Annotated in this window: 25 protein-coding genes; 10 read left to right on the plus strand and 15 right to left on the minus strand. The window is 72.1% G+C overall.

The window, feature by feature from the left end:
* Positions 1-86: 86 nt before the first annotated feature.
* A complete protein-coding gene (locus Q5530_RS19325; protein ID WP_415364025.1) occupies positions 87-2,624 on the minus strand; it encodes a DNA translocase FtsK 4TM domain-containing protein in 2,538 nt (845 codons plus the stop codon).
* Positions 2,625-2,754: 130 nt separating this feature from the next.
* Between Q5530_RS19325 and Q5530_RS19330 the strand changes: the two genes are divergently transcribed.
* Positions 2,755-3,525: a lysophospholipid acyltransferase family protein gene (locus tag Q5530_RS19330; protein WP_415364027.1), complete on the plus strand. Its 771-nt coding sequence runs from the start codon at positions 2,755-2,757 to the stop codon at positions 3,523-3,525.
* Between the two features lie 63 nt (positions 3,526-3,588).
* Here the strand turns inward: Q5530_RS19330 and Q5530_RS19335 are convergent, their stop codons facing one another.
* Entirely contained in the window at positions 3,589-3,693 is a 105-nt protein-coding gene (locus Q5530_RS19335) for a DUF397 domain-containing protein (protein ID WP_380638768.1), read from the minus strand.
* A 94-nt stretch (positions 3,694-3,787) separates the two neighbouring features.
* A complete protein-coding gene (locus Q5530_RS19340) occupies positions 3,788-4,645 on the minus strand; it encodes a helix-turn-helix domain-containing protein (protein WP_415364028.1) in 858 nt (285 codons plus the stop codon).
* A gap of 146 nt (positions 4,646-4,791) precedes the next feature.
* On the opposite strand from Q5530_RS19340, the gene Q5530_RS19345 reads away from it, so the two are divergent.
* From Q5530_RS19345 to Q5530_RS19355, 3 genes are all read left to right on the plus strand, one after another.
* Complete coding sequence (locus Q5530_RS19345; protein WP_415364030.1) at positions 4,792-4,941, plus strand: hypothetical protein; 150 nt, start codon at positions 4,792-4,794, stop codon at positions 4,939-4,941.
* A gap of 84 nt (positions 4,942-5,025) precedes the next feature.
* A complete protein-coding gene (gene lanKC / locus Q5530_RS19350) occupies positions 5,026-7,572 on the plus strand; it encodes a class III lanthionine synthetase LanKC (RefSeq protein WP_415364032.1) in 2,547 nt (848 codons plus the stop codon).
* Entirely contained in the window at positions 7,569-7,727 is a 159-nt protein-coding gene (locus Q5530_RS19355) for a SapB/AmfS family lanthipeptide (RefSeq protein ID WP_415364034.1), read from the plus strand. Before lanKC ends, Q5530_RS19355 begins: the two co-directional genes overlap by 4 nt.
* Positions 7,728-7,815: 88 nt before the next feature.
* On the opposite strand, the gene Q5530_RS19360 is transcribed toward Q5530_RS19355, so the two are convergent.
* Positions 7,816-8,334 (minus strand): hypothetical protein, encoded by a 519-nt coding sequence (locus Q5530_RS19360; protein ID WP_415364035.1) that lies wholly within the window; start codon positions 8,332-8,334, stop codon positions 7,816-7,818.
* Between the two features lie 699 nt (positions 8,335-9,033).
* Between Q5530_RS19360 and Q5530_RS19365 the strand changes: the two genes are divergently transcribed.
* From Q5530_RS19365 to Q5530_RS19375, 3 genes are all read left to right on the plus strand, one after another.
* Entirely contained in the window at positions 9,034-10,596 is a 1,563-nt protein-coding gene (locus Q5530_RS19365) for an endonuclease/exonuclease/phosphatase family protein (RefSeq protein WP_415364036.1), read from the plus strand.
* Positions 10,597-10,898: 302 nt separating this feature from the next.
* Positions 10,899-11,288: a peptidase inhibitor family I36 protein gene (locus Q5530_RS19370; protein ID WP_415364038.1), complete on the plus strand. Its 390-nt coding sequence runs from the start codon at positions 10,899-10,901 to the stop codon at positions 11,286-11,288.
* Between the two features lie 99 nt (positions 11,289-11,387).
* A complete protein-coding gene (locus tag Q5530_RS19375; RefSeq protein WP_415364039.1) occupies positions 11,388-11,801 on the plus strand; it encodes a peptidase inhibitor family I36 protein in 414 nt (137 codons plus the stop codon).
* A 151-nt stretch (positions 11,802-11,952) separates the two neighbouring features.
* Here the strand turns inward: Q5530_RS19375 and Q5530_RS19380 are convergent, their stop codons facing one another.
* From Q5530_RS19380 to thyX, 6 genes are all read right to left on the minus strand, one after another.
* Positions 11,953-13,635, minus strand: coding sequence for a ribonuclease J (locus tag Q5530_RS19380; protein ID WP_415364041.1), 1,683 nt, complete (start codon positions 13,633-13,635; stop codon positions 11,953-11,955).
* The gene (gene dapA / locus Q5530_RS19385; RefSeq protein ID WP_415364043.1) at positions 13,632-14,528 is read right to left on the minus strand and encodes a 4-hydroxy-tetrahydrodipicolinate synthase; all 897 of its coding nucleotides are present in this window, start codon (positions 14,526-14,528) and stop codon (positions 13,632-13,634) included. The genes Q5530_RS19380 and dapA overlap by 4 nt, the downstream gene beginning before the upstream one ends.
* Positions 14,529-14,566: 38 nt before the next feature.
* Positions 14,567-15,184: a TIGR03085 family metal-binding protein gene (locus Q5530_RS19390; protein WP_415364045.1), complete on the minus strand. Its 618-nt coding sequence runs from the start codon at positions 15,182-15,184 to the stop codon at positions 14,567-14,569.
* A 14-nt stretch (positions 15,185-15,198) separates the two neighbouring features.
* The gene (locus Q5530_RS19395) at positions 15,199-16,635 is read right to left on the minus strand and encodes a serine/threonine-protein kinase (RefSeq protein ID WP_415364046.1); all 1,437 of its coding nucleotides are present in this window, start codon (positions 16,633-16,635) and stop codon (positions 15,199-15,201) included.
* Positions 16,636-16,705: 70 nt separating this feature from the next.
* Positions 16,706-17,116, minus strand: a complete 411-nt coding sequence (locus Q5530_RS19400) for an ACT domain-containing protein (RefSeq protein WP_415364048.1) — start codon at positions 17,114-17,116, stop codon at positions 16,706-16,708.
* Positions 17,113-17,865, minus strand: a complete 753-nt coding sequence (gene thyX, locus Q5530_RS19405; RefSeq protein WP_380638779.1) for an FAD-dependent thymidylate synthase — start codon at positions 17,863-17,865, stop codon at positions 17,113-17,115. The genes Q5530_RS19400 and thyX overlap by 4 nt, the downstream gene beginning before the upstream one ends.
* A gap of 118 nt (positions 17,866-17,983) precedes the next feature.
* Between thyX and Q5530_RS19410 the strand changes: the two genes are divergently transcribed.
* Both Q5530_RS19410 and Q5530_RS19415 read left to right on the plus strand, forming a co-directional pair.
* Positions 17,984-18,511, plus strand: coding sequence for a toxin-antitoxin system HicB family antitoxin (locus Q5530_RS19410; protein ID WP_380638780.1), 528 nt, complete (start codon positions 17,984-17,986; stop codon positions 18,509-18,511).
* An 11-nt stretch (positions 18,512-18,522) separates the two neighbouring features.
* Positions 18,523-19,407: a DUF4097 family beta strand repeat-containing protein gene (locus Q5530_RS19415; protein ID WP_415364050.1), complete on the plus strand. Its 885-nt coding sequence runs from the start codon at positions 18,523-18,525 to the stop codon at positions 19,405-19,407.
* 46 nt (positions 19,408-19,453) lie between these two features.
* Here Q5530_RS19415 and Q5530_RS19420 read toward each other — a convergent pair whose 3' ends face one another.
* The 5 genes from Q5530_RS19420 to Q5530_RS19440 form a co-directional block, all read right to left on the minus strand.
* Positions 19,454-20,779 (minus strand): ADP-ribosylglycohydrolase family protein, encoded by a 1,326-nt coding sequence (locus Q5530_RS19420; protein WP_415364052.1) that lies wholly within the window; start codon positions 20,777-20,779, stop codon positions 19,454-19,456.
* A 208-nt stretch (positions 20,780-20,987) separates the two neighbouring features.
* Entirely contained in the window at positions 20,988-21,572 is a 585-nt protein-coding gene (locus Q5530_RS19425) for a TetR family transcriptional regulator (protein ID WP_415364054.1), read from the minus strand.
* Between the two features lie 47 nt (positions 21,573-21,619).
* Positions 21,620-22,618 (minus strand): aldo/keto reductase, encoded by a 999-nt coding sequence (locus Q5530_RS19430; protein WP_415364055.1) that lies wholly within the window; start codon positions 22,616-22,618, stop codon positions 21,620-21,622.
* 55 nt (positions 22,619-22,673) lie between these two features.
* The gene (locus Q5530_RS19435) at positions 22,674-23,879 is read right to left on the minus strand and encodes a winged helix-turn-helix domain-containing protein (RefSeq protein WP_415364057.1); all 1,206 of its coding nucleotides are present in this window, start codon (positions 23,877-23,879) and stop codon (positions 22,674-22,676) included.
* 43 nt (positions 23,880-23,922) lie between these two features.
* The gene (locus tag Q5530_RS19440) at positions 23,923-24,831 is read right to left on the minus strand and encodes an EamA family transporter (RefSeq protein ID WP_415364058.1); all 909 of its coding nucleotides are present in this window, start codon (positions 24,829-24,831) and stop codon (positions 23,923-23,925) included.
* A gap of 115 nt (positions 24,832-24,946) precedes the next feature.
* On the opposite strand from Q5530_RS19440, the gene Q5530_RS19445 reads away from it, so the two are divergent.
* Complete coding sequence (locus Q5530_RS19445) at positions 24,947-25,498, plus strand: GNAT family N-acetyltransferase (protein ID WP_415364059.1); 552 nt, start codon at positions 24,947-24,949, stop codon at positions 25,496-25,498.
* The last annotated feature ends 3 nt before the right edge of the window (positions 25,499-25,501 follow it).

A 25,501-nucleotide genomic window follows, 5' to 3' on the forward strand; every position in this document is an offset into this window, starting at 1 on the left:
GGGGTCGGTGGGCACCGATCGGTCCCGGCCCTGCCCGGGAACGCCCCGAGCCCACCGACCCGGCAGCCACCGACCCGCACCCGACCTCAGTCCTCGTCGTCGGACGCCCCGCCGCCGCCCCGGATCAGCTCGACCACGGACGCCAGCTCGTCCGGCTTGATCAGGACCTCGCGCGCCTTCGACCCCTCCGAGGGCCCCACGATCCCGCGCGTCTCCAGCAGGTCCATCAGCCGCCCGGCCTTGGCGAACCCCACCCGCAGCTTGCGCTGCAACATCGACGTCGACCCGAACTGCGACGTCACGATCAGCTCCGCCGCCTGCAACAACACCTCCAGGTCGTCGCCGATGTCCGGGTCGATGTCCTTCTTCTCCCCGGCCTTCGCCGCCGTCACGCCGTCGGTGTACTCGGGCTGCGCCTGCTGCTTGGTGAAGTTGACGATCTCGGCGATCTCCTCGTCACCGACGAACGCGCCCTGCACCCGCACCGGCTTGCCCGCGCCCATCGGCAGGTAGAGGCCGTCGCCCATGCCGATCAGCTTCTCCGCGCCCGGCTGGTCCAGGATGACCCGCGAGTCCGTCAGCGACGAGGTCGCGAACGCCAGCCGCGACGGCACGTTCGTCTTGATCAGACCCGTCACCACGTCCACCGAGGGCCGCTGGGTCGCCAGCACCAGGTGGATCCCGGCGGCCCGCGCCTTCTGCGTGATCCGGACGATCGCGTCCTCCACGTCGCGGGGCGCGGTCATCATCAGGTCGGCCAGCTCGTCGACGATCGCCATGATGTACGGGTACGGCCGGTACACCCGCTCGCTGCCCGGCGGCGCGGCGATCTCGCCCGAGCGCACCTTCCGGTTGAAGTCGTCGATGTGCCGCACCCGGTTGACCTGCATGTCCTGGTAGCGCTGCTCCATCTCCTCCACCAGCCAGGCCAGCGCCGCCGCCGCCTTCTTCGGCTGGGTGATGATGGGCGTGATCAGGTGAGGGATGCCCTCGTACGGGGTCAGCTCGACCATCTTCGGGTCGATCAGGATCATCCGGACCTCGTCCGGCGTGGCCCGCGCCAGCAGCGACACGAGCATCGAGTTCACGAAGCTCGACTTGCCCGAACCGGTGGAGCCGGCCACCAGCAGGTGGGGCATCTTGGTCAGGTTCGCGGTGACGAAGTGGCCCTCGATGTCCTTGCCCAGCCCGATGACCATCGGGTGGGCGTCGTTCACCGTGGACGGCGCGCGCAGCACGTCGCCCAGCCGCACCATCTCGCGGTCGCTGTTGGGCACCTCGATGCCGACCGCCGACTTGCCGGGGATCGGCGCGAGCAGCCGCACGTTGTCCGTCGCCACCGCGTAGGCGATGTTCTTGGTCAGCGCGGTGATCTTCTCCACCTTCACGCCGGGGCCCAGCTCGACCTCGTACCGGGTGACCGTCGGACCCCGGGTGAACCCGGTGACCTGGGCGTCGATGGAGAACTGCTCCAGCACGCCGGTGATGGCCTCGATCATCTGGTCGTTGGCCCGGCTGCGGGCCTTCGGCGCGTCGCCGTCCTTGAGGATGGTCGGCGGCGGCAGCCGGTAGTCCCCCTCCACCGCGCGCACCACCAGCGGCGCGGTCTTCGAGGGCGTCGCCTCGGGCTCGGCCTTCGCCCGGACCTTCGGCACGGCCCTGGGTGCGACCGGCGGGGGCGGCGGCGGCTCCTCCTCGTCCAGCGGCAGCTCGGGCTGCTCGTCGGGCTCCTCCACCGCGGCGCGCCGGCTGCGCGGGGCGCGGCGCGGCCTGGCGGGCTTCTCCTCGACGGGCTCCTCGTCCGGCTCCTCGGCGTCGCTGAAGCCCTCGAACGCGGGCTTGTCGGCGCGGCGGTGGTGCAGCAGCCCGGACAGCCGGGCGGGCACCTGCCGGACCGGCACGTGCAGCAGCAGCAACAGCCCGTACCCGAAGATCAGCACCAGCACCGGCCCGGCCACCCACGGCGTCAGCCCCTGCGCCAGGAACCCTCCCGACAGGTACCCGAGCGCGCCGCCCGCGTCGCGCCGCGCCAGGGGGTCCGCGGGCAACCCGCCCACGAGGTGGAACATGCCGAGGAACCCGACACCGACCAGGACGCCCCCGAACACCAGCCGGGGTCTCGACTCCGGGTTGGGGTCGGTCCGCATCAGCCCGATGCCGACACCGAGCAGCACCACGGGCACGATCACCGCGGGCCCGCCGACCGAGCTGCGCACGGCCACGTCGACCCACTGCCCCACCGGGCCGCCCGCCTGCCACCACACGCCCGCGGCGGTGATCACGGACAGGACGATCAGCAGCAGCCCCAGCCCGTCGCGGCGGTGCTCCTGGTCGATCTCCTTGCTCCGGACCACGGTCCTCACCACCGTCCCGGTGCCCCGACTGAGCCAGCCCCAGAGCATCCCGAACGCGCCGCCGGGCGGCCCGGACCGGCGGACCGGCCGCTTGCCGCCCGTCCTGGACCCGCTGCCGCCCGAGGCCCGACCGGCACCGGCCCGACCGGCGCCGGACTTCGCGCCACCGGACCGCGCGCCGCCCGAGCGGGACGTGCCGGCACCGGACTTCGACCCGGAGGATCTGCTGCGGGTCGTGCCCTTGCGCGAGGTTCCCGTTCGGCCGGCCATGGTGTGTACGGTAGTCCCTCAAGCCCCAACCGCCCCAGCAGTCACGTGAGGCGGGGTGTGTGCTGCCCGACCACCATGGTTGCCCGGAACCCGGTGCGCCGGCACGTCGACACGCCGTAGCCTGCCCGCTGTGCCCACACCACTGCTGTGGCGCGTGCTGACCGCCGTCGACGAGGCGATCGTCGGTCTCAGCGGACGACTCGACGTCACCGGCGACATCCCGGCGGACCTGAGGGGCCGTCCCCTGCTGCTCGCGTCCAACCACATCGGCAACCTCGACCCGTTCGTGCTCGTCGCGGCGTGCCGCCGGATCGGCGTCGCACCGCGCTTCCTGCTCGCGGGCGGGCTGCTCGACGCCCCCGTCCTGGGACCGGCGCTGCGGGCCTCCGGTCACCTGCGGGTGGACCGCGCCTCGACGAACGTCGGCGAGGCGTACCACCGCATGGAGGAGGCGCTGCGGCACGACGGCGACCCGATCGCCCTGTACCCGGAGGGCCGGATCAGCCTCGACCCCGGCCTGTGGCCGGAGCGGGGCAAGACGGGGGCGGCACGGCTGGCGCTCAGCTGCGGCGTGCCGGTCGTCCCGATCAGCCAGTGGGGCGCGCACGAGGCCGTCTACTGGGGCAACACGCGCGTCAGGAACTGGGACGACGCCAAGCCCTACCTGACGTCCTACGCGCGCGGGCTGCGCCGACGACCCACCTTCAAGGTCCACTTCGGCAAGCCCGTGGACCTGGCCGACCTGGTGGAGGGTGGTCCCGGCCACGCGCGCCGCGCCCACGAGCGGATCATGCGGGCGATCACCGAGGGGTTGGTGCCGCTGCGCATCGACGAGCCGGACCTGCCCCGGTTCCACGACCCGACGAGGCCCACCACCGGCACGAGCCCCTGGCGTCCGTGACCGGGCGCACGCCAAAGCTCCTGGTGAGCGCGGACGCCCCTCACCAGGAGCTCGGTGGTCGTGTCAGAGCCTGGCGAGGAACGCCCGCCAGGCGTCGGGGGTGAAGGCCAACTGCGGCGTGGTGTTCTTGGAGTCCCTGACGCCCACGGCTTCGGACGCGAACGCCACCTGAACGCAGTCTGAGCCCACATCCCCGCTGTAGCTGCTCTTGTGCCACAGCACTTCGACGCAGTTCGTGCCTTCCGATCCGCTGTAGCGGCTCCTACGCCACCGCCTCGCCTCCTGGCGCACCCTCGGCCTCCCGCAGTCGGTCGTAGCGGTCCGCCCACTCGGCGAACACCGACCGCGATTCTTCCTCACTCAACGCCACCCGCGCGAGGTCGTTGCAGTTGCGCTGGGACTCCCTGGTCGTCTCGAAGGTGTCCAGGAACAGCGAGACCGACCCGCCCTCGACGTAGGTGATCGGGAAGTGGTCCCTGAAAGTCATGAAGGTGAAACCCGTGTTCAACGTGCCGGGGAGGTTCGCGTCGAACGGGATCAATCGAACCCCGTCACGGAAGAGCAGTTGCAGCATCTGCTCGTACATCACCTGCGCCCCGCTCACCACCCGGCGCAAGGCGGCCTCGTGGACGAAGAAGTGCCCCCTCGGGGCGAGCCGCCCGTCGAAGATCTTCTGCCGGGCCATCCGGTTGGCCACGGCTTGCTCGGCGTTCGTCGTGACCATCAGCCCTCGGGCGTAGTCCCGGGTCTGTAGCAGTCCGGGGATGTTCAAGGTCTCGTAGCACCAGATCGCCTTGGCCATCTGCTCGTGCAGGATCAGTATCCGCAGGCTGTCGGGCATGGTTGCGTCGTGCGGTCGCACGTAGTGGCCGCTGGGCTCCTCGTGGGCCAGCGCCATGATGTGCTCGTACATCTCCGGCTCAGCGCGGACGTGCCCGACCAGCCGCGCTATGTCGTCGGTGCTCGCGTTGCGCGTACCGGTCTCCAATTTGGACAGTTTGCCCGCCGACCACCCCAATTCCGCCAACAGGGTGTTGGTCTTGAGCTGCGCCCGGTACCGGGCCCGGCGCAGCGCATCCCCGAGTTCGCGACTGAGCGCGTTGGACGTCCTGGTCTCCATGCGGGCAAGCTAGAGCGCCTTGACCAGCGGGTTCCACTCAACTCGACCGATTCCACCCCAACGATCCACCCCGGTACCACCGGTCCAGCGGTACTCGGATCGGGTGGACGAGCGGTAGCTTCGGGCGGTCGACGGGAGGCGTTGCCGTGACCCACATCCTCAACCTCCAGGTGGCCGGTGCCGATGACGAGGACCGCCACGACGGCCTCGGGCCCGAGGAGGAGAGCGTCGCCAGCCTGCCCAGCCTGGTGGTGTGCCAGGTCAGCGTCGTGAGCCTGGTCAACTGCCCCTGGTAGCGGAGGTGGGGCGAAGCACGTGGACATGCGCTACCTGCGGTTCTGCCTGACGGACTCGATGTTCTACGAGCGACCGCCCCGGCGGTGGACGGCGGGCCCGGCGACTTCGCGCTCCCCCTGCCGCCCGGCTGGTCGTCGAGCCGGGACGACACCTGGACCATGGTGGCGCCGCCCGGGGTCCGGCTGCCGGCGCAGGGCTGGAAGGTGCACGTGTCCACGACGCCGGCCACCGCGCGCGAGGTGCTGTCGGTGGTCCGCGACCACTGCCTGGCCCGGGATGTGGCGTTCAAGTTCCTCAACGACGCGACGACGTTGTTGCTGCGCAACGGCAAGTACGCCGACCGGGGCGGCAGCGGGAAGTTCGTCGCCGTCTACCCGGTCGACGAGGACGAACTGCGCCGCACCCTGGAGGAGCTGGGCGCGGCGCTCGCGGGTCGTCCCGGCCCGTACGTCCTCAGCGACGCGCGGTGGCGGGACGGACCGCTGTACGTGCGGTACGGCGGGTTCGCCCGGCGGTACCTCCGGCTGCCCGGCGGTGAGCGGGTGCTCGCGGTGGTGGACGACCGGGGCGAGGCGGTGCCGGACGTGCGGGCGCCGGAGTTCGTCCTCCCCGACTGGGTGCGGGTGCCGGAGTTCCTGGCCGACTGCGTGCGGGCCAGGACGGACCCCGGTCCGGGGCACGAGTTCCCGTTCCGGGACGTGCGGCCCCTGCACTTCTCCAACGGCGGCGGCGTGTACCTCGCCACCGACGAGCGGACCGGTCGCCGGGTGGTGCTGAAGGAGGCGCGCCCGCACGCGGGCGTGGACGGGCGCGGCGTGGACGCCGTCACGCGGCTGCGGCACGAGCACGCGGTGCTGCGGGAGCTGGCGCACACCGGGGTGGTGCCGGAGGTGCACGACCTCCTGGTGGTGTGGGAGCACCACTTCCTGGTGGAGGAGCACGTGGACGGGGCGCCGCTGGGCCGCGCGATGCTGCTGCGCAACCCCCTGGTGACCCCGGACCCGGACGAGGCCGCGGTGGTCGGGTTCACGGCGTGGGCCGCGGACGTGCTGGACCGGGTGGAGGAGGCCCTGCGCGCGGTGCACCGGGCCGGGGTGGTCCTCGGGGACCTGCACCCGCACAACGTGATGGTGCGGCCGGACGGGCGCATCACGTTCCTGGACCTGGAGGCCGCGAGCCGGGTGGCGGACGAGGAGCGGACCCCGCTGGGCGCGCCCGGCTACGTCGCGCCCGACGGGCGGCGGGGCGTGGACGTGGACCTCTACGCGCTGGCCTGCCTGCGCCTGAACGCGTTCCTGCCGCTGTCGTTCCTGCTGCCGCTGCACCCGGCGAAGGCGGGGGCGCTGGTCGGGATCGCGGCCCGGAGGTTCGGCCTGCCGGCGGAGCACGCGGCCCGGACCCTCGCGGTGCTGCGCGACCGGCGGCCCCCGGACGGCGGCGACCGGCTCCGCCCCGCGCCGCGCGTCACCGAGCTGGCCCGCCTGGTCGAGGCGGGCGAGGTCGACTGGCCCCGGCTGCGGGGCTCGATCAGCGCCGCCGTCCTCGCCGCCGCCACGCCCGACCGCCCCGACCGGCTGTTCCCCGGCGACATCGAGCAGTTCGACTCCAACTCCCTCGGGCTCGCGCACGGGGCCGCCGGCGTGCTGCTCGCCCTGGCCCACGGCGGCGCGGGCCGCTTCCCCGAGCACGAGCGGTGGCTGGTCGACGCGGTGCGGCACGGGCACCACAACGGGCACGTCGGCTTCTACGACGGGCTGCACGGCGTCGCCTACGCCCTGGCCGAGCTGGGCCTGCCCGACGAGGCGCTGGACGTGCTGGACCGGGCGCTGCCCGTGCGCCCCGACGACCTGCCGCACGACCTGTTCGCGGGCCTGGCGGGCATCGGCCTGAACCTGCTGCACTTCGCCGGCCTGACCGGCGACCGGGAGCTGACCGCGACGGCCGTCGAGCTGGGCGGGCGGGTCGCCGAGCACGTGACCCGCGCCGGGGAACCGGACCGCGCGGCCAAGGCCGGCCTGGTGCACGGCTCGTCCGGACAGGCGCTGCTGTTCCTCGCGCTGCACCGGGCGACCGGCGACCGGGGTTTCCTGGAGGTGGCCGAGACGGCGCTGCACCGCGACCTCGACCGGTGCGTGACCCGGTCCGACGGCACCGTGCAGGTGGACGAGGGCCGGCGGGTCATGCCGTACGTCGCGGACGGGAGCCTGGGGATCGGCCTGGTGCTGCGCGAGTTCCCCGGCCACCGCGACCACCCCCGGTTCGCCGACGCGCTGCCGCGCATCCGCCGGGCCGCCGAGTGCGAGTTCGTGATCGGCTCGGGCCTGTTCAACGGCCGGGCCGGCTTCATCGCGTTCCTGTCCGACGCCGACGACGGCAGCCCGCGCGAGCGCACCGAGGCGGTCCTGGCCCGGCACGTGCGCAACCTCGCGTGGCACATATGCCCGTACGGGGACGAGGTCGCCTTCCCCGGCGACCAGCTGCTGCGGCTGTCCACCGACCTGGCCACCGGGTCGGCCGGCGTCCTGGCGGCGCTGGCCGGCGCACTGGACGGCCGGGGGCGGCTGCTGCCGTTCCTGGGCAGGACCAAAACCCCGGTGGCACAACAACGGATCGAGGAGGCAGTGCCGTGACCCACATCCTGGCCTTGCAGGTGTTGGACGGGAGCGCCGAGCACGACGCCGCGCCGTTCGGCGCGGACAGCCACGTGCCGATCCCGAGCACGCCGAGCGTGATGATGTGCGGCGACAGCACGATCAGCCTGCTGTTGTGCCCCACCGGGTTCTGACCCGGGTCCTGAACCCGGGTCTGGACCCGGCGGGGAAGCGGCCCTCCCGGTCCACCGCCCCCTGGACGGCGGACCGGGAGACCGGGGGTCAGATCGTGAAAGCGGGGGTCTGGAGTTCGGGGAATTCGGTGATGACGCCGTCGGGCCATTCGACGTAACCGATCGCGGCCGTCAGGTAGCTCGCCCGGATGTAGGGGGACACGGAGGAGACCGTGTTGACCTGGATCGTGGAGGTGTCGTAGTCGGTCACGAGGTTCACCACCGCGTTGTTGCGGATGACGCCGACGAAGATCTCCAGCTGGGGCATGACGTGGGAGCAGTTCAGCCACCCCGCGCCCTGGACGCCGCCGCCCGAGCCGCCGTACCAGCGGAGGGGGTTGCTCACCGTCAGCGTGCAGGACCAGGCGCCCCGGGTGATGGTGTTGACGGCCTGCGCGGAGACGTCCGGGGCCGAGAGCCGCACGGCCGACTTGGTGACGACCGACCGCGGCCCGTCGGTCCCCGCCTGCGCGACCGGACCGAGCACCACCACCGCCGAAGCCGCCAGCACGAACGCGGCCACCTTCGCCAGGAGGGCAGCCGGTCTCCGCTCAAGGATTCTTCCCATGGATTTCCTCACCATTCCTGATCCGCCGATGGAGAACCGAGCGCCAACACTATGGACGGGCCGGTTCCCGGTAAATGCGGCGATCGAGTGCCGACCGTTCGGTTGGCGACCAGAAGGAAAGAACGGATCATCCGTACGTCACGCCACCAGATGCCGATGCACGGAAAGAACTGCCCCGGCCCGATCAGGATGAAATTTTCCAACCGGTGTTCGCGGGAACACCACGGCGGTGAAGTCCTCGACAAGCACGCGTTCGCCGAGAAGCACGCCGCACCGGACCACCTCGTGCCTGTCCGCAGATCGAGTGCCGCCGCACCCGGCCCGGGTCTGCGCACCCCGAACCGCGTCAGCCCGACCGCACCCGAGCGGCGTGCCCGCATCGCCGTCAACCAGCTTGTCCGGATCACCGCACTCCCGCAGCCGCCGGGCGCGATCCGGTCACGTCACCGGCCAGTCGCTACCCGACGGCACCACACCGCACCCGTCCTGGTCACCTGCAACGGTGAAGCCCTTCCCGGAAGTGCCGCCCCGGAGGCGGGGTCGATCCGGGCGTCTTACGTTGACGGAGAACGCGAAAGGGATGAAGCGACCGCAAGGAAAGCGCCCCACCTGATTCCGGCACCGCCCGCCCGCGCGGGTGGCAGTGACAACGCCACGCAGTTCAGGCGGTGCCACCCCGGACGACCACGGAGCGGCTCCATGTCGAAGACCTGTCCGACGCCCGATCGCCCGCTGCGAGGAAGGCTGTCCTCCGACAAGGCCGAGTACTCCATCGACGAAGTGGTGGAGCTGACCTACTCGACCACCTTCCCCTCCGAGAAGAACTGGGTGGCGCTGTACCGGCACCCGGACAAAGGTCCGACCGACCAGGGCAAGAGCCCGGCGCCCAGCCTGTGGAAGTACGCGCCCGGGAACAGCGGTGTGGTGGCGTTCTGGGATCACGACCTGCTCGCCGAGGGGACGTACCTGGCCTACTTCCTGCACGACAACGGTTATGCCTGGCTGGCTCCACCCATCCTGTTCACCATCGGCACGACCGCGGTGCGCGGGGTGGAGTTCCTCGCCCCCCGGTTCTCACTGCGCAACGCCCGAGCCGGGGTGGGCTACTCGACCACCGTTTCGGCTACTGCCGCCACCCCGCGCCTCTCCCCGGTCACCTATGCGCTGGCCCGGGGCTCGGAGTGGGTCGAACTGTCCACCGACGGCGAGATCACCGGGTGCCCGAGGGACGAGCACGTCGGCACCACGGTGCTGGAGGTGACGGCGTCCGACGGGGAGGGCACGGCCACCGCGGAGGTCTCGATCACCGTGAGGGCGCGCGAGGCGCACCTCGTCGACGAATTGGTGGTCGCAACCTGGAACCAGTGGTACGGCGGCCGGGAGGTCAACGGCCACCACGCCAAGGAGCTGCGGTTCCTCCTGGAGTCCGGTGTGGACGTCGTCGGCATCCAGGAGTCGTACGGCGACGGCGCGGTCCGGCTCGCGCGGGCCCTCGGTTGGCACCACGTGCAGACCTCTTACGACCTCGGGATCGTCAGCAAGTACCCCATCGTCGAGGAGTACCGGGTGTGCGCCGGTGAGCCGTCCGCCTCACCGGACGAGGACGAGGCGGGCAAATCCGGTCCGAACCGTCCCTTGGCGATCGGGGCGCGCATCGCCGTGGGAGGTCCGCACCAGCGGGACGTGCTGCTGTGGACCACTCACCTCTGGTACACCCCCTACGGCCCCCACCTGGCCTGTCATGACGGCAGGACCTGCGAGGACATCCTGAGCGGCGAGAACAGGAGGCGGATGGAGGCCGAGCAGATCGCCATGGTGCTGGCGGACCGGATCACCCGACTGGACGGCACGGATGACGTCGTGGTGATGACGGGTGACTACAACGCGCCGTCGCACCTCGACTGGACCGGGGCCGCCTCGGGGGCGCACTGCGGCTACTCCGTCGAGTGGCCCTCCACGCGAGCCATGGAGGCGGTGGGCCTGCGCGACACCTACCGCGAGGTCCACCCCGACCCGATCGCCGACCCCGGTGTCACGTGGTCGCCGGTCAAGAAGAGGGATGAGTACGACCCGCGCAAGAAGGAACCCCAGGACCGCATCGACTTCATCCACGTGGCTGGGCGGGTGACCGTCGTGGAATCGATCACTTACGTGGAAGGAACCCCGCGGCCCTACATCAAGGACAAGCGGTACCACGTCGACAACGAGTGGACCTCCGACCACGCGGCCGTCATCACCAGGCTGGCCTGGTTGCCCCGTTGACCCGGTGGTCGACCCGAATTAAAACGGACGGCTTTTCAAGATCGCCAACGCCGTGTCGCCCACCGAAGGACGACAAACCCGCACTCGTGATATCCCTTCACATCCGACCGAGATCCAACTGCACACGAATGTCACACAACGTTACGTTTGGGCAACCGAACAGGTTTTTCCCTTTACCGCTCGGGTGTTCCGGCTCCACTTAGGTTGCAACGCCCTGCTGCCCGTGAAACCTTCGAATGGCGAACGGTGAGATCACTTCAAGCCGTTCCCCGAAGAAGTCCACGAGATGTACGGAGAAGCCTGTGCGCAAGTCTTTCTTTGCCCTATTGACCCTGTTGATGATGGGCGTCCTGTCACCTGTCGGTGCCGTCGCGGAGGCGGACGGGAGCAGGATCGTCGATTTGCTGGAACACCAACCGAACATCAAGGAGGACGCGACCTGGCGAGACTGTCCGGACGATTCGGTCTGCTTCTTCACGAAGACACAGTTCGTCGGCACGCTCGTCTACTACCAGAGTCCGCGCTACCACACGTGCGGCAACATCCCCCGCCGACCGGCCTACTCCGTCATCAACAACACGAACATGAAGTGGACGGTCTACAAGGAACTGGACTGCAAGGGATCCGATTACGACATCCTCGGAGCCGGCCAGGCCAAGGACATCAACTACGGAGCCAATTCCTGGAAGTAGCCCCCTGCTGTTGATACGCGATTTTCGTACCACAAGCAACGCCCTGTGGGCGACTTGCCAACGATGGCCAGTCGCCCACAGGGCCACTCCCCTACTCGGATGTGGAACATGAACAGATCAAGGAACTTCACCCTCGTCTCCGCGATGGCCGCGGCCCTCATCGCATCCTCACCGGAGAACGCGATAGCCGTCGACCATCCACACGGTGCCGTGGATCCATCAAGCGCACACCACCAAGAAGATTACGTCATAGTGGAGGAAGCATCGGAGGCGAGTTGCCCCGACGACGCCGCATGTTTTTACAGCGAGTCACAATTCGATGGCACACTGGTGTACTACTGGAATCCCGTGGTCAACGGCTGCAAAACACTTCCGCTCCGCGCGGTGAAGTCCGTTATCAACACCACGAATGTGCCGTTGAGGATCCATCCCAAAAAATACTGCCGAGGCAGGGAGGTAGGCGCGACACCGGGACAGGCGAGGGACATCCCCGTTTCGCGATCGTGGCAGTGAGGTGATCTCACCGGCGGTGGTTCAAGTGGTGAAGCCGTGACGACGTTCGAGGCGGGGCAGGCAGCCCGTCGGCTGCCCACCCCGCCTCCTCGGACCACCCGCGTCCGGCATTCCTCATCCCACCGCGCACCGCGGGGACCGGCGCCCGAACTCAGTTCACCGGGATGATCGTCGGCACGATCATCGGCCGCCGGCGGTAGGTCTCGGCCACCCAGCGGCCCACCACGCGCCGCACGGCCTGGGCGATCCGGTGCGAGTCCGTGATGCCCTCCGCCTCGGTCCGCGACAGCTCCATCTCCACCAGCGAGACCGCCTGGTCCAGCGCCTTCGGGTCGTCGGAGAACCCGCGCCCGGACACCGTCGGCGGCGCGACGGCGCGGCCGGTGGAGGAGTCCACCGCCACCGTGATCGCGATGAACCCGCCCTCGCCCAGCACCAGCCGGTCGGACAGGGTCGACTCGCCCACGTCACCGACCGACAGCCCGTCGACGTACACGTTGCCCACCTCGACCCGGCCGGAGATCGCCGCCTTGCCGTCGACCAGGTCGACCACCACGCCGTCCTCCGCGATGACGACCCGCTCCTCCACCACGCCCGTGGCCACGGCCAGCGCCGCGTTCGCGCGCAGGTGCCGCCACTCGCCGTGCACCGGCATCACGTTCGACGGGCGCACCGCGTTGTAGAGGAACAGCAGCTCGCCGGCCGGCGAGTGGCCGGAGACGTGCACCTTGGCGTTGCCCTGGTGCACGACCGTGGCCCCCAGCCGGGACAGGCCGTTGACCACGCCGAACACCGCGTTCTCGTTGCCCGGGATCAGCGACGAGGCCAGCACGATCGTGTCGCCGGCCTTGATCGAGATCTGCCGGTGCTCGCCGCGCGCCATGCGCGACAGCGCGGACAGCGGCTCGCCCTGCGAGCCCGTGGACACGAACAGCACCTGGTCCTCGGGCAGGTCCATGGCCTCGTTGAGGTCGACGAACAGCCCGTCCGGCACGTGCAGGAAGCCCAGTTCGGCCGCGATGCCCATGTTGCGCACCATGGACCGGCCGACCAGCGCCACCCGCCGCCCGTACTGCCCGGCCACGTCCAGCACCTGCTGCACGCGGTGCACGTGGGAGGCGAAGCACGCCACGATCACCCGCTGGTTGGCGCGGCGGATGACGTTCTCCAGCACCGGGCCGATCTCGCGCTCCGGCGCCACGAACCCGGGCACCTCGGCGTTGGTCGAGTCCACCAGGAACAGGTCGACGCCCTCGTCGCCCAGCCGCGAGAAGCCGGCCAGGTCGGTGAGCCGACCGTCCAGGGGCAACTGGTCGAGCTTGATGTCCCCGGTGTGCAGCACCAGCCCGGCGGAGGTGCGGATGGCGACCGCCACCGCGTCCGGGATGGAGTGGTTGACCGCGAAGAACTCCAGCTCGTACGGGCCGAACGCGCGCCGCTCGCCGTCGCTGATCTCGACCAGGCGGGGCGTCTGCCGGTGCTCCTTGCACTTGGCCGCGAGCAGCGCCAGCGTGAACCGGGACCCCACCACGGGGACGTCCGGGCGCAGCTTGAGCAGGAACGGCACCGCGCCGATGTGGTCCTCGTGCCCGTGGGTCAGGACCAGCGCCTCGATGTCCTCCAGCCGGTCCTCGATCGCCCGGAAGTCGGGCAGGATCAGGTCCACGCCGGGTTGGTCGTCCTCGGGGAAGAGCACACCGCAGTCCACGACGAGCAGCCGGCCGGCGTGCTCGAACACGGTCATGTTGCGGCCGACCTCGCCGATGCCGCCCAGTGCGACGACGCGCAGACCTCCGTCGGGCAGTGCGGGCGGGGGTGAGCTCGGGTTGATCACGCGTTGACTCCCAGTTCGGCCTCGACGGCCTCGATGTCCTCGTCCGATGCGGGCAGCAGGGGCAGCCTCGGGCTACCCACGTCGAGGCCGCGCAACCTCAGCGCGGCCTTGGCGTAGGTGACCCCGGGCATCCGGTTGAACGGGCGCAGCAGCGCCAGCAGGTCGTGGTGGATCGAGGCGGCGCGCTTCACGTCGCCCGCCTCGAACGCGTCGATCAGGTCGCGCAGCCGGTCGCCGGCGAAGTGCGAGATGACGCTGACGACGCCCACCGCGCCCACCGCCAGCCACGGCAGGTTCAGCGGGTCGTCGCCGGAGTAGTAGGCCAGGTCCGTGCCGGCGATGACCCTGCTGCCCGCCGGCAGGTCGCCCTTGGCGTCCTTGACCGCGACCACGCGCGGGTGCTCGGCCAGCCGGAACAGGGTGTCGACCTCGATGGGGACGACCGAGCGCGGCGGGATGTCGTAGAGCATCACCGGCAGGTCGACCGCGTCGGCCACGGTGGTGAAGTGCGCGAGCAGGCCCTCCTGCGTCGGCCGCGAGTAGTACGGCGTGACCAGCAGCAGGCCGTGCGCGCCCGCGTCCTGCGCCTGCCGGGACAGGCGGATGCTGTGCGCGGTGTCGTAGGTGCCGGTGCCGGCCACCACGGTGGCGCGGTCGCCGACCGCCTCGACCACGGCGCGGACCAGGTCGGCCTTCTCCGCGTCGCCGGTGGTCGGGCTCTCGCCGGTGGTGCCGTTGACCACGAGGCCGTCGCTGCCGGAGCCGATCAGGTGCTCGGCCAACTGCTGGGCCTTGTCGAGGTCCACCGCCCCCTGGGCGTCGAACGGGGTGACCATGGCGGTGAGCACGCGACCGAACGGGCGGCCGGGCGAGGCGGTAGGACTGGCGGTCATATGTGGAAATCTACCGCGTCACCCTCGGCAACCTGCGACTACACACCCCGGTCGAGGTCCCGGACCAGGCGGACGTCCGACTCCGCCCCGTCGTACTCCACGCGCGCGGCGTCGCGGCCGAAGGCGTGCATCAGCAGTTCCGTGACCTGGCCGGTCAGCACCACGGGGTTCGCGCCCGGCTTCGCCGTGGTCGATCGACCGTCCGGGCGACGCAGCACCACCCCGACGGGTGATTTCCGGTAGGCGAGCCGCGCCATGCCGGCCAGTCGTCGCCACAGCACGTCGTCACGCACTGGATCGGGTGAACGCGGTTCCCAGTCCGGTCGGGCCCGACGCACGTCCTCGTGGTGCACGAAGTACTCCACCGCGTTGGCCAGGTCGCCCGCCAGGGACACCGGGGACAGCCGGGACGGAGTGCGCACCAGGTCGACCAGCTCGGGCCACGGCTTGGCCGCGTAGGAGTCCTGGACGCGCTGCGTGTGCCCGGCCAGCGGCTTGAACAGCACGCCGACCGCCGCGTCCGGGCGGCGTTCGCGCAGCACCAGGTGCGCGGCCAGGTCGCGGGCGCGCCACCCCTCGCACAGCGTGGGCGCGTCGGGCCCCACCTGTTCGAACAGTTCGGTCAGCAACCTGCGTTCGTCGTCCGCGACACCCATGCCGCTCAACCTACCTACTCGACGGACACCTGGTCGGTCAGCTCCGTCCGGTCCTTGTTCCACAGCACGCAGCCGACCTCGCGGGTGCCCTCGTCGGACTTGTTCGGGTCCTCGCGCCACTCGCCCCGCGTCGGCACGAGGGCGGCGTAGGCGAGCCGGTCCTCCTTGCCCTCAAGCGGCACCACGTCGGAGACGAAGTGGAGGGTGCAGAAGTCCTCGGCGTAGTCGCGCAGCCAGTCCTGGCCCGGGTAGGCGCGCTTGCCCGAGGAGCCGAACGGGCTGCCGGAGGCGAAGAACTCGACCCGGTGGTCCTTCTCGCAGTCCGCGTAGTTGACCGTGGTGTTGGGCTCCAGGTGGTTGTCGCCGCACCGGCTGCTGCTGACCTTGAGCTGGCTCGACGACATCGAGCCGCCGGGGCCGAAGAAGATCGTCGGGGCCATGGCGGCGGGTGGGGAGTCGGTGAAGATCCAGCGGCCCAGGAACACGCCCGCGACCAGCAGCGCGACCGACGCGAGCACGCCGCCGGTGATCAGCGCGGGCTTGAGCCAGGGCTTCTTCGGCCGCGTGACCTGCGTGTACCGGGCGGTGTGCGGCGGTGCGCCGAAGCCGGTCGGCGGGGTGGGCTGGGCGACGGCCCGTTCGAGCATGGCGCGGGCCTGCGGGCCGGTGAGCCGGGCGTTCGGGTCGGGCATCAGCAGGCCGGTGATCACCGCGCCGAGCGCGCCGTGGGCCCGGGTCAGGCGCGGCGGCTCGTTCATGATCGCGTGGAGGGTGGAGGCGGTGGACGACCGCTCGTAGGGGCTCACGCCCTCCACCGCGTAGGCCAGGGTGGCGCCCAGCGCCCACAGGTCGGAGGCCGGTGACGCCTCGTGGCCGTGGATGCGCTCCGGCGACATGTAGGCGGGCGAGCCGATGAGGCTGCCGCTGGTGGTCAGGCGCGGGTCGTCGACGGCCTGGGCGATGCCGAAGTCGGTGAGCTTGACCCGGCCGTTGCCGGTGACCATGAGGTTGCCCGGCTTGACGTCGCGGTGCACGACGCCCGCCTGGTGGGCGGATTCGAGGGCGGTCAGCGCCTGGACCGCCATGGAGGTCACCCGGTCCGGTGGCATCGGGCCGTGCCTGCCGATGAGCTCGGACAGCGTGGCGGCCTCGACCAGCTCCATCACGATGTAGGTCATGCCGCCCTCGACCACCACGTCGAACACGGTGACCACGGCGGGGTCGTTGAGCCGGCCCGCGGTGCGCGCCTCGCGGAGCACCCGCTCCTCCAGCACCCGGCGCTCCTCGTGCGCGATGCCGTCGGGGAGGTGCAGCTCCTTGATCGCGACCTGGCGGCCGATCACGGTGTCCTGGGCGCGCCAGACCACGCCCATGCCGCCGCGCCCCAGCTCGGCGAGCAGGGTGTAGCGCCCCGCGATGACGCGCGGCTGCACGCTCTGTGGACTGTTCAACGCGACTCCTCGACACCGGCCCCGGATCGGGCGGAACGGTAACTCAGACCGCGAGCCACCCGATCCGGTTTCACGGTTTCGTGACCTCGTGCCCCGAGTTGCGCAGCGCCTGCACGGCCCGACCGAGGTCGGTGGCCTTCACCAGCAGGTGGTCGGTGTCGTACGTGGACAGTGCGAAGAGGCTCACACCGGCCGCGGCCAGCTCGCCGGACAGCGCGGCCATGATGCCGGTGAGGGTGAACTCCAGCGGGCCCCGAACGGTCAGCAGGCGCCAGCCGGGCTGCGTCGTGGCCCCGGTGCCGGTGCCGGCGTCGGCGCTCGGGGCGTGGTCGCTCGGGCACACGATCGACAGCTCGTCGGGGGTGCGGGTGATGCTGACCAGACCGGGGAGGTCGAGCAGGCCGGCCGGGACGGGCGCGTCCGCGGGCAGCCGGGAGATCGTGTACTCGCCCGGCCGCACGTCGACGACGAGCCGCCTCATCCTTCGGTGACCAGCGGGCTGGAGGCGACCTCGGTGCCGTCGGGCAGGGTCGAGATCGCGAAGTCCGCGAACGCGTTGGCCGCCGCCTTCTGGAGCTGGCGCAGGCACTCCACGGCGAGGGCGCGGATCTCCACGTCCGCGTGCTCGGTGGCGCGCATGGCGATGAAGTGGCGCCAGGCGCGGTAGTTGCCGGTGACCACGATGCGGGTCTCGGTGGCGTTGGGCAGGATCGCGCGGGCGGCCTGGCGGGCCTGCTTGCGGCGCAGGGTGGCGCTCGGGGCGTCCTGGAACTTGGTTTCGAGGCCCTTGAGCAGGTCGTTGTAGGCGTCGACGCTCGCCTGGGCGGCCTTCAGGAACAGCTCGTGCAGCTCGGGGTCGTTCGCGATGACGTCCGGCTCGACCATGGCGGCGTCGCGCTCGGGGACGTAGCGCTGGGAGAGCTGGCTGTAGGAGAAGTGGCGGTGCCGGATCAGCTCGTGGGTGAGCGAGCGGGAGATGCCGGTCAGGTAGAAGCTGACCGAGCCGTGCTCCAGCACGGACAGGTGGCCGACCTCCAGGATGTGCTCCAGGTAGCCCGCGTTGGTGGCCGTGGCCGGGTTGGGCTTGCCCCAGGACTGGTAGCAGGCGCGGCCCGCGAACTCCGCGAGCGCCTCGCCGCCGTCGGCGTCGGTGGACCACGGGACGTCCGCCGGGGGGAAGAACTCCGTCTTCGCGATCAACTGCACCTTCGGCGACGCGGTCTGAGCCATGCCCGAACCCTAACCGACCTCGTCCCGGGCCTTGAGCGTCCCCGCTGACATCACCGACGACAGCAAGCTTGACACCACTTTCCTTGACAGGTGTCACCGATGGCGTCATGGTGGTGTCATGGATCTGTCGCCGTACATCGCAGCACTGCGCGAGGACCTCGCCACCGCCGCCTCCGCCGGGGACGACAGCACCCGGCGCACCGCCGCCCTGCTGTCCGCCGCGCTGGAGCCGGCCGCCCGGTTGGCCCTCATGAACGCCCTGTCCGACCTGGCCGCCGAGGTCACCGCCGCCCTGGACGGGACGGTGGTGGACGTGCGGCTCGACGGTCGTGACGTGCAGGTGGTCGTCACCGGCGCCCCCGGGCACGCCCCGGAGCCGGAGCCGGAACCGCAGGAGGTCCCCCGGCCCACCGCCGGTGACGCCACGCGCATCACCCTGCGCCTGCTCGACGAGCTGAAGTCCAAGGCGGAGCAGGCCGCGGCGGCGCAGGGCATGTCGCTGAACACTTTCGTGGCCCAGGCCGTGCAGGGGGCGGTCGGCGGGCGGCGCGGTCACCACAAGGGGTGGTCGGCGTCGTCGTCGCATTCTTCGAAGGACCCGCAGGGCGGCTCGTCGTCGCGCGTGCGCGGTTGGGTACAGGGCTGAGGGGGAGGACCGTGGAGTCCGACGTGGTGCGGCAACAGGGGTTCGACGCCGAGGGCGTGGTGGAGATCGACGTGGCGCTGCCGGCCGGCCGGGTGCGGGTGCACCTGGTGGACGAGCCGGGCGTGCACGTGGAGGTCCGGCAGGAGGAGGCGCCGGGCGAGTCCTGGACGGCGGGCTTGTCCAACCTGCTGACCTGGGTGAACGACCAGTTCGGGGATCGGGCGCAGCCGGCCGGTCCGGGTGAGGCGGTGCGCGACGCGCGGGTGGAGTTCGCGGACGGCAGGCTCACCGTGCGCTCGTCCCAAGCGCTGCCGCTGCGCGCGGCGCCGATCGGCGTGGTCGTGCGGGCGCCGCACGGGTCGCACGTGAGGGCCAAGCTGGGCTCGGCGGACCTGACGGTCCTCGGGTCCGCGGGCAGGCTGGAGATCCGGACCGACAGCGGCGACGTGACCGCGGACCAGGTCGGGGCACGCGCCAAGGTGGACTCGCGGGCCGGCAAGGTGCGGCTGGGTCCGGTGCTGGGCGGGCTGAACGTGAAGACCGGCAGCGGCGACATCGAGGTGTCGTCGATCGGCGGGAACGCGGTCCTCTACACCGGCACCGGCCACGTGTGGCTGGGCGCGGTCGAGGACGACGTGCAGGTGCGCACGGGCAGCGGTGACGTGACGGTCGCGGACGCGGCCTCCGGTCGGCTCCAGATGGGCACCGGGTCGGGCGACGTGCGCGTGGGCGTTCGCCCGGGGGTGGCGGCGGAGGTCGACCTGGCGTCCACCTCGGGGACGGCGCGGTCGGAGCTGGAGGTGTCGGCCACGCCGCCGGAGCAGGGGCCGAACCTCTTCATCACCGGCCGGACCGGCACCGGCACCGCCCTGGTGACCACGGCGACGACGGCTTAGGCGGGACGCGGTTCAGGCGGGCACGGCGGGGCTGGCGGCCGCGCTTTCAGGAGTAGCGCTGCCGCCGGCCGGTCTCCGGGCCGTAGTCGCCGTGCAGGCGTTCGGACCGGGTGAACTCGAAGGCCAGGTCGTCGGCCAGTTCGAGGACGGTGCCCCGGCCCTCCAGCCGGAACACCAGCTCCGGCGGCAGCGCGGTCTCGCCGTGCCGGGCACCGATGAGCTGGCCGCAGACGGCGCCGGTGGCGGCGGTGCCGCCGGGGTGGGTGACGGCGATCGACAGCGCGTCGAGCACGTCCTGCGGGCCCGGGGCGGTGAGTGCGGCGCAGACCGCGATGGCGAGCGCCTCCTCGGCCACGCGGCCGGTGCCCAGCGCCCCTGCGGCTACCGCGTTCGCCGCGTTCGCCGCGTTCGCCGCGTTCGCCGCGTTCGCCGCGTTCGCCGCGTTCGCCACGTGCGCCATGTGCGCCATGTGCGCCGGGCCTGCCGGGCCTGCCGGGCCCGCTGCGACCGCCGCGCCTGCCATGCCGACCGCGCCCGCCGCGCCTGCCGGGCCCGCTGCGCCTGCCGTGGCTGCCGAGCCCGCTGTGCCTGGCGTGCCCGGCATGCCCGGCCGGGTGCCGCGAGCGAGTGCCCTGGCCCGGTGCAGCGCGGCGGTGGTCTCCTCATGACCCTCGTGGCCGGCGAGCAGGTCCAGCGCGGCGTCCAGGGCTTCGTCCAGGTCCGCACCTCCCACCAACCGGTGGACGATCGACCCCAGCGCCCCCGCCGCGAGCCGGGCCGTGGGGTGGCCGTGGGTGTACCCGGCGACGTCGGCCGCGGAGGTGAAGAACCAGTGGTCCGGTGCGCCGTCCGGTGGCAGCAGGCCGAGCGGGGCGACCCTCGTGACGGCCCCGCTGCCCTTGGAGCCGTTGTCCGCCCGGTGGCCGTAGCGCGGGCCGGTGCGGCGGTTGGCGGTCAGGGCGGCCGGGGTGGTGCGGCCCGGGTCTCGTCGTTGGTGCAGCCACGGTTGCCGGCCCAGCGGTCCGACCGCGTCGGGGGCCGGTTCGGGTCGCAGCTGGGTGTCCAGCCAGTGGTCGTACGCCTCGTGGACGACCGCGACGGTGAGGCCGATCCCCCGGTCGCGGCGGATGCCCGCGCGGATCAGGCCCTGCGCGGTGAACAGCGCCAGCTGGGTGTCGGCGGTGACGGAGCCCGGCGGGAGCGGGCCGTCGGTCGGGTAGTCCCGGACGCCGCCCGTGGCGCGTGCGGCCAGGACGCGGTCGGCGGACCACCGCTCCACGGGCGCGCCGAGCGCGTTGCCGACGGCGCCGCCCAGCAGGCAGCCCCGCACGCTCGACCGGTACCGCTCCGCTGCCGCCCGCGCCGTGGTCACCGGCGCGATGCCACGGCCCTGCCCGGGTGGGGAACCCCGTGGTGGAAAGGCGGCACGGGGCGGGGAGCAGGACCGGGGTGGCCAGGGCCACCGCCGCTGAACCGCCACCGGGCTCCCCCGGGCCACGAGGTCGGGGCCACGCCCGACCCGGAGGCGTGCCGGAAGCCCAGGACCGAAAGCCCAAGACCACCACCGGCGTCGCGGCCGGTCACCTCCCGGAGCGCAGCCCCGCCACCAGCAGTTCCACCACCGCCTCGAACACCATCTCGATCGCCGGGTCCGACCAGTCCCCCGCGTGCGCCGGGTCGTGGAAGCGGGCCGTGGCGCTGAAGACCGCCCTGGCCGCCAACCGGGGGTCGCGCGCGGTGAAGTCGCCCGATGCCACACCGTCGGTGATGATCCCGGTCAGGTCGTCGACCATCCCGGCGATGTGGAGGGCGACCACGGAGCTGCTCTCCCCCACCAGCACGGTGAAGGTCGCGAACAGCTCCGGGTCGACCAGCGCCTTCCGGCGCTTCGCGTCGAACAGCTCCGCCAGCCACGAGTGCAGGCGCCGGGGAGGGGGCTCGCGGGAGGTCGCGATCTCCGACAGGCCCGCGTGCGCGCGGTCGAGCCACCGCTGGGTGACCGCCTCGCGCAACGCGGCCTTGGTCGGGAAGTGCCGGTAGACGGAGCCGTGGCTCACGCCCAGGGCGCGGGCCACGTCCACGACCGTCGCCTTGGCCGGGCCGTAGCGGCGCAGGACGTCCTCCGTCGCGCTGAGGATGGTCTCTGCGGTCAGGGCGTCCGCCACGGTGGTGCTCCTTGCCGATCGCGGGTGGTGCGTCGAATTGTGCGCGATCACCTCTCGCTGTCGAGGTGGGCCATCTGGAGCGCCGCGTAGCGGTCGCCCGCCGCCGCGCCCTCGGGGACGGCCGACTCGATGGCCGCCAGGTCGGCGTCGGTCAGGGTCACCTCCAGCGCGCCCAGCGCCTCGGTCAGGCGGTCGCGGCGGCGGGCGCCGACGAGGGGGACGATGTCCTCGCCCCGGGACAGGACCCAGGCGATGGCCAGCTGGGCGACCGAGACGCCCTTGTCGGCGGCGATTCCGCGCAGGGACTCGACCAGGGACAGGTTGTGGTCCAGGTTCTCGCCCTGGAAGCGCGGGGACACCGCCCGGAAGTCCTTGGTCTCGCGCGACGCCGTCCAGTGGCCCGAGATCAGCCCGCGCGACAGCACGCCGTAGGCGGTGACGGCGATGCCCAGTTCGCGGGCGGTCGGCAGGATGTCCTTCTCGATGCCCCGCGTGATCAGGGCGTACTCGATCTGGAGGTCCGCGATCGGGTGCACGGCGTGGGCGCGGCGCAGGGTCTCCGAGCCCACCTCGGACAGCCCGATGTGCCGCACGTGGCCCTTCCGGACCTCCTCGGCGATGGCGCCCACGGTCTCCTCGATCGGCACGGCCGGGTCGAGGCGGGCCGGGCGGTAGACGTCGACGTGGTCGGTGCCCAGCCTGCGCAGCGTGTAGGCCAGGAAGTTGCCCACCGCCTCGGGCCGCGCGTCGTTGCCGCGCCAGCCGCCGTCCGCGTCGCGGAGCGCGCCGAACTTGACGCTGATCAGCACGTCGTCCCGGTTGCGGTCGCGCAGGGCCTGGTTGATCAGCAGCTCGTTGTGCCCCATGCCGTAGAAGTCGCCGGTGTCGAGCAGGTTCACGCCCGCGTCGATCGCCGCGTGGATGGTGGCGATGCTCTCGGCCTCGTCCGCCGGGCCGTACAGGTCGGACATGCCCATGCAGCCCAGGCCCAGCGCGGAGACGGCGGGACCGGACGTGCCCAGGTGGCGTTGGGGGATGGCAGTCATGGAACAAGTATCACCCGACAGCTGACAGATATCAATATTTGTCACCCGATCGGTGTCAGCGCGCCACCGCCGCCAGCGTCGGCGCCAGGTCGCCGCGCGGAGCCACGTCCACGCGCTCCAGCCCCAACCAGTCCGCCATCGCCCGCAGCTCGCCGGCCAGCTCGACGGCCACCCGCGCGACGTCCGCCCCCGGCTCCGCGTACGCGGCCTGCACCCGCAGCACCCCCGCCGCCCGGTCCGCCTTCAGGTCCACCCGCCCCACCAGCCGCCCGTCCAGCAGGAACGGGAACACGTAGTAGCCGTGCACGCGCTTGGCCGCCGGCACGTAGATCTCGATCCGGTAGAAGAAGCCGAAGATCCGCTCGGTGCGGGCGCGCTCCCAGATCAGCGGGTCGAACGGGCACAGCAGCGCCCGCCCCACGACCTGCCGGGGCACGCGCGCCGCCACGTGCCGGTACGCGGGCGCCGGCCACCCCCGCACCGCCACCGGCTCCAGCACCCCCGCCTCCACCAGCTCCGACACGGCCTGCCGGCTGCGCTCGGGCGCGAGCCGGTAGTAGTCGCGCAGGTCCGGCTCGGTCGCCACGCCCAGCGCCGTCGCCGCGCGGGCCACCAGCTCGCGCGCGCCCTCCTCCGGCGACACCCGCCGGGCCAGCACCTCGGCCGGCAGCACGCGCTCGGTCAGGTCGTAGAGCCGCTCGAAGCCGCGCCGCGACCCCGTGGTCAGCACGCCCTCCCCGAACAGGTACTCGCAGACCTGCTTGACCTCGGACCAGTTCCAGCCCCAGTGGTCCCTGCGCCGCGCCACGCCGCCCGCCAGCGCCTTCTCGATCGCGCCCGCCCCGATCGGCCCCAGCTCCCCCACCACCGCGAGGATGTCCTCGACCAGCCGGGGCGAGGAGGCGGCGAGCGCGGTGGTCCCCTTCCACCACCCCTGGCGCTTGGCACCGGACCGGAACAGCGGCCAGTCCTCCACCGGCACCAGGCTCGCCTCGTGCGCCCAGTACTCCACCAGCATCCGGGGCCGCCGCGCGCTGTGCGCCCACGCCGCCTCGTCGACCAGCGCGGGCGAGTACGGGCCGAGCCTGCTGAACACCGGCGCGTAGTGCGCCCGCACGGCCACGTTGACCGAGTCCAGCTGCAACAACCGCACCCGCGACAGCACCTTCGCCAGGTGCCGCCGGGTGGGCTCACCGGTCGGTCGCGGATCGGCGAAACCCTGCGCGCCCAACGCGATCCGGCGGGCGACGTCTGCGCTCATCGTCTGCACCACCGGATGCTCCCACCCGGGTACGACATCCCGATCACGCCCGGCGCCGCAGCCCCGCGGGCTCCCGGTCCCCGTCCCGCCGGCGGGACGCGCCGGCCCGCTCCGCCCGCACCACCAGCACCACCGCCAGCACCACCAGCAGCCCGCCGACCACCTGGAACACCCCCACCCGCTCGTCGGCCAGCCACACCCCCAGCACCACCGCGATCACCGGGTTCACGTACGCGTAGGTCGCCACGGTCGACAGCGGCAGCTGCCCCAGCACGTACACGTAGGAGCTGAACGCCAGCAGCGACCCGAACACCACCAGGTACCCCCACGCCGCCCACGACGACGCGGTCACCTCGCCGATCGACAGCCGCTCCCCCGCCAGCAGCCCGGCCACCGCCAGCGCCGCCCCACCGGCCAGCATCTCCACCGCCGACAGCGCGAACGGGTTCGCGGGCCCGGTCAGCCGCCCGCTCAGGAACGACCCGAACGCCCAGCCGAACGCCGCCAGCAGCACCACCCACGGCCCCCACCAGGACGACTGGCCCACGTCGTCCAGCAGCAGCACCGCCAGGCCCGCCAACCCGACCAGCACGCCCGCGTACGTCACCGCCGGCGGCCGGTCGCCGGCGAACCGCCGCATCAGCACCACGTACAGCGGCACGGACGCCACCAGCAGCGCGGCCAGCCCCGACGCCACGGACTGCTCGGCCAGCACCACCAACCCGTTGCCCCACGCGGGCAGCAGCAGGCCCAGCAGCACGCCCGTGCCGAACTGCCGCGGCGTCATCCGCATCCCGCCGCGCCAGGCGACCAGCAGCGCCAGCACGCCACCCGCGAGGAGGAACCTCGACCCGGCCGACAACAGCGGCGGCATCGACTCGATGGTGAACTTGATGGCCACGTAGGTGGAACCCCACACGACATAGACGACGCCCAACGCTGCCCAACGCACGTGCAGACGCTGTCACGCGGACCCCCTCGGGATCACGCGGATTTCGGTCTTCGTGCCGCGGCACCCCGGCGACGTGCCCGGACGGCCCGGAACGGGCCCCCACTAGGGTGATCGCATGGCCGACGTGTCCGTGCGCACCGCGACCCCCGACGACGTCGCGGAGATCGCCCGCATCCACCGGGACACCTGGCGGACCGCCTACCGGGACCTGCTGCCCGAGGAGGTCCTGGCCGGCATCGACGTGGCCGAGACCGCGGGGGCGTGGGCGGGGGTGGTGGCCAACGGCCAGGTGCTGGTGGCCGCCGAGGGCCGCTGGCTGGTCGGGTTCTGCGTGGCCGGCCCGGCACCCGCGGCGGAGGTCGCCCGCGCGGACGGCTCGCTGCCCGCGGACGCGGACACCACGGCGCTGGTCAGCGTGCTGGTGGAACCGCGCTGGGGACGGCGCGGGCACGGCGGCCGGCTGCTCGCCGCGGCGGCCGAGCGGCTGCGGGAGGCCGGGGCCGGCCGGGGGATCGCCTGGGTGCCCGAGGCGGACCGGAGCTCGGTCGGCTTCTACGGCCGGGCGGGGTGGGACCCCGACGGCACGGTGCGCACCCTGGACGCCGGTGGGCGACCGTTGCGCGAAATTCGGGTTTCCGGGGGGTTGACCCCACCCCCGCCGGGCTGATCC

Source organism: Saccharothrix sp. BKS2, from assembly GCF_047689505.1.
Lineage (GTDB): Bacteria > Actinomycetota > Actinomycetes > Mycobacteriales > Pseudonocardiaceae > Actinosynnema > Actinosynnema lopnurensis.

Bases quoted from the DNA above. Each gene is read 5' to 3' on its own strand.
- Q5530_RS19445 (WP_415364059.1), top strand. From the start codon at position 24,947: ATGGCCGACGTGTCCGTGCGCACCGCGACCCCCGACGACGTCGCGGAG.
- Q5530_RS19400 (WP_415364048.1), bottom strand. From the start codon at position 17,116: ATGAGGCGGCTCGTCGTCGACGTGCGGCCGGGCGAGTACACGATCTCC.
- Q5530_RS19410 (WP_380638780.1), top strand. From the start codon at position 17,984: ATGGATCTGTCGCCGTACATCGCAGCACTGCGCGAGGACCTCGCCACC.
- dapA (WP_415364043.1), bottom strand. From the start codon at position 14,528: ATGACCGCCAGTCCTACCGCCTCGCCCGGCCGCCCGTTCGGTCGCGTG.
- Q5530_RS19390 (WP_415364045.1), bottom strand. From the start codon at position 15,184: ATGGGTGTCGCGGACGACGAACGCAGGTTGCTGACCGAACTGTTCGAA.
- Q5530_RS19430 (WP_415364055.1), bottom strand. From the start codon at position 22,618: ATGACTGCCATCCCCCAACGCCACCTGGGCACGTCCGGTCCCGCCGTC.
- Q5530_RS19435 (WP_415364057.1), bottom strand. From the start codon at position 23,879: ATGAGCGCAGACGTCGCCCGCCGGATCGCGTTGGGCGCGCAGGGTTTC.
- Q5530_RS19340 (WP_415364028.1), bottom strand. From the start codon at position 4,645: ATGGAGACCAGGACGTCCAACGCGCTCAGTCGCGAACTCGGGGATGCG.
- Q5530_RS19360 (WP_415364035.1), bottom strand. From the start codon at position 8,334: ATGGGAAGAATCCTTGAGCGGAGACCGGCTGCCCTCCTGGCGAAGGTG.
- Q5530_RS19325 (WP_415364025.1), bottom strand. From the start codon at position 2,624: ATGGCCGGCCGAACGGGAACCTCGCGCAAGGGCACGACCCGCAGCAGA.
- Q5530_RS19365 (WP_415364036.1), top strand. From the start codon at position 9,034: ATGTCGAAGACCTGTCCGACGCCCGATCGCCCGCTGCGAGGAAGGCTG.
- thyX (WP_380638779.1), bottom strand. From the start codon at position 17,865: ATGGCTCAGACCGCGTCGCCGAAGGTGCAGTTGATCGCGAAGACGGAG.
- Q5530_RS19375 (WP_415364039.1), top strand. From the start codon at position 11,388: ATGTGGAACATGAACAGATCAAGGAACTTCACCCTCGTCTCCGCGATG.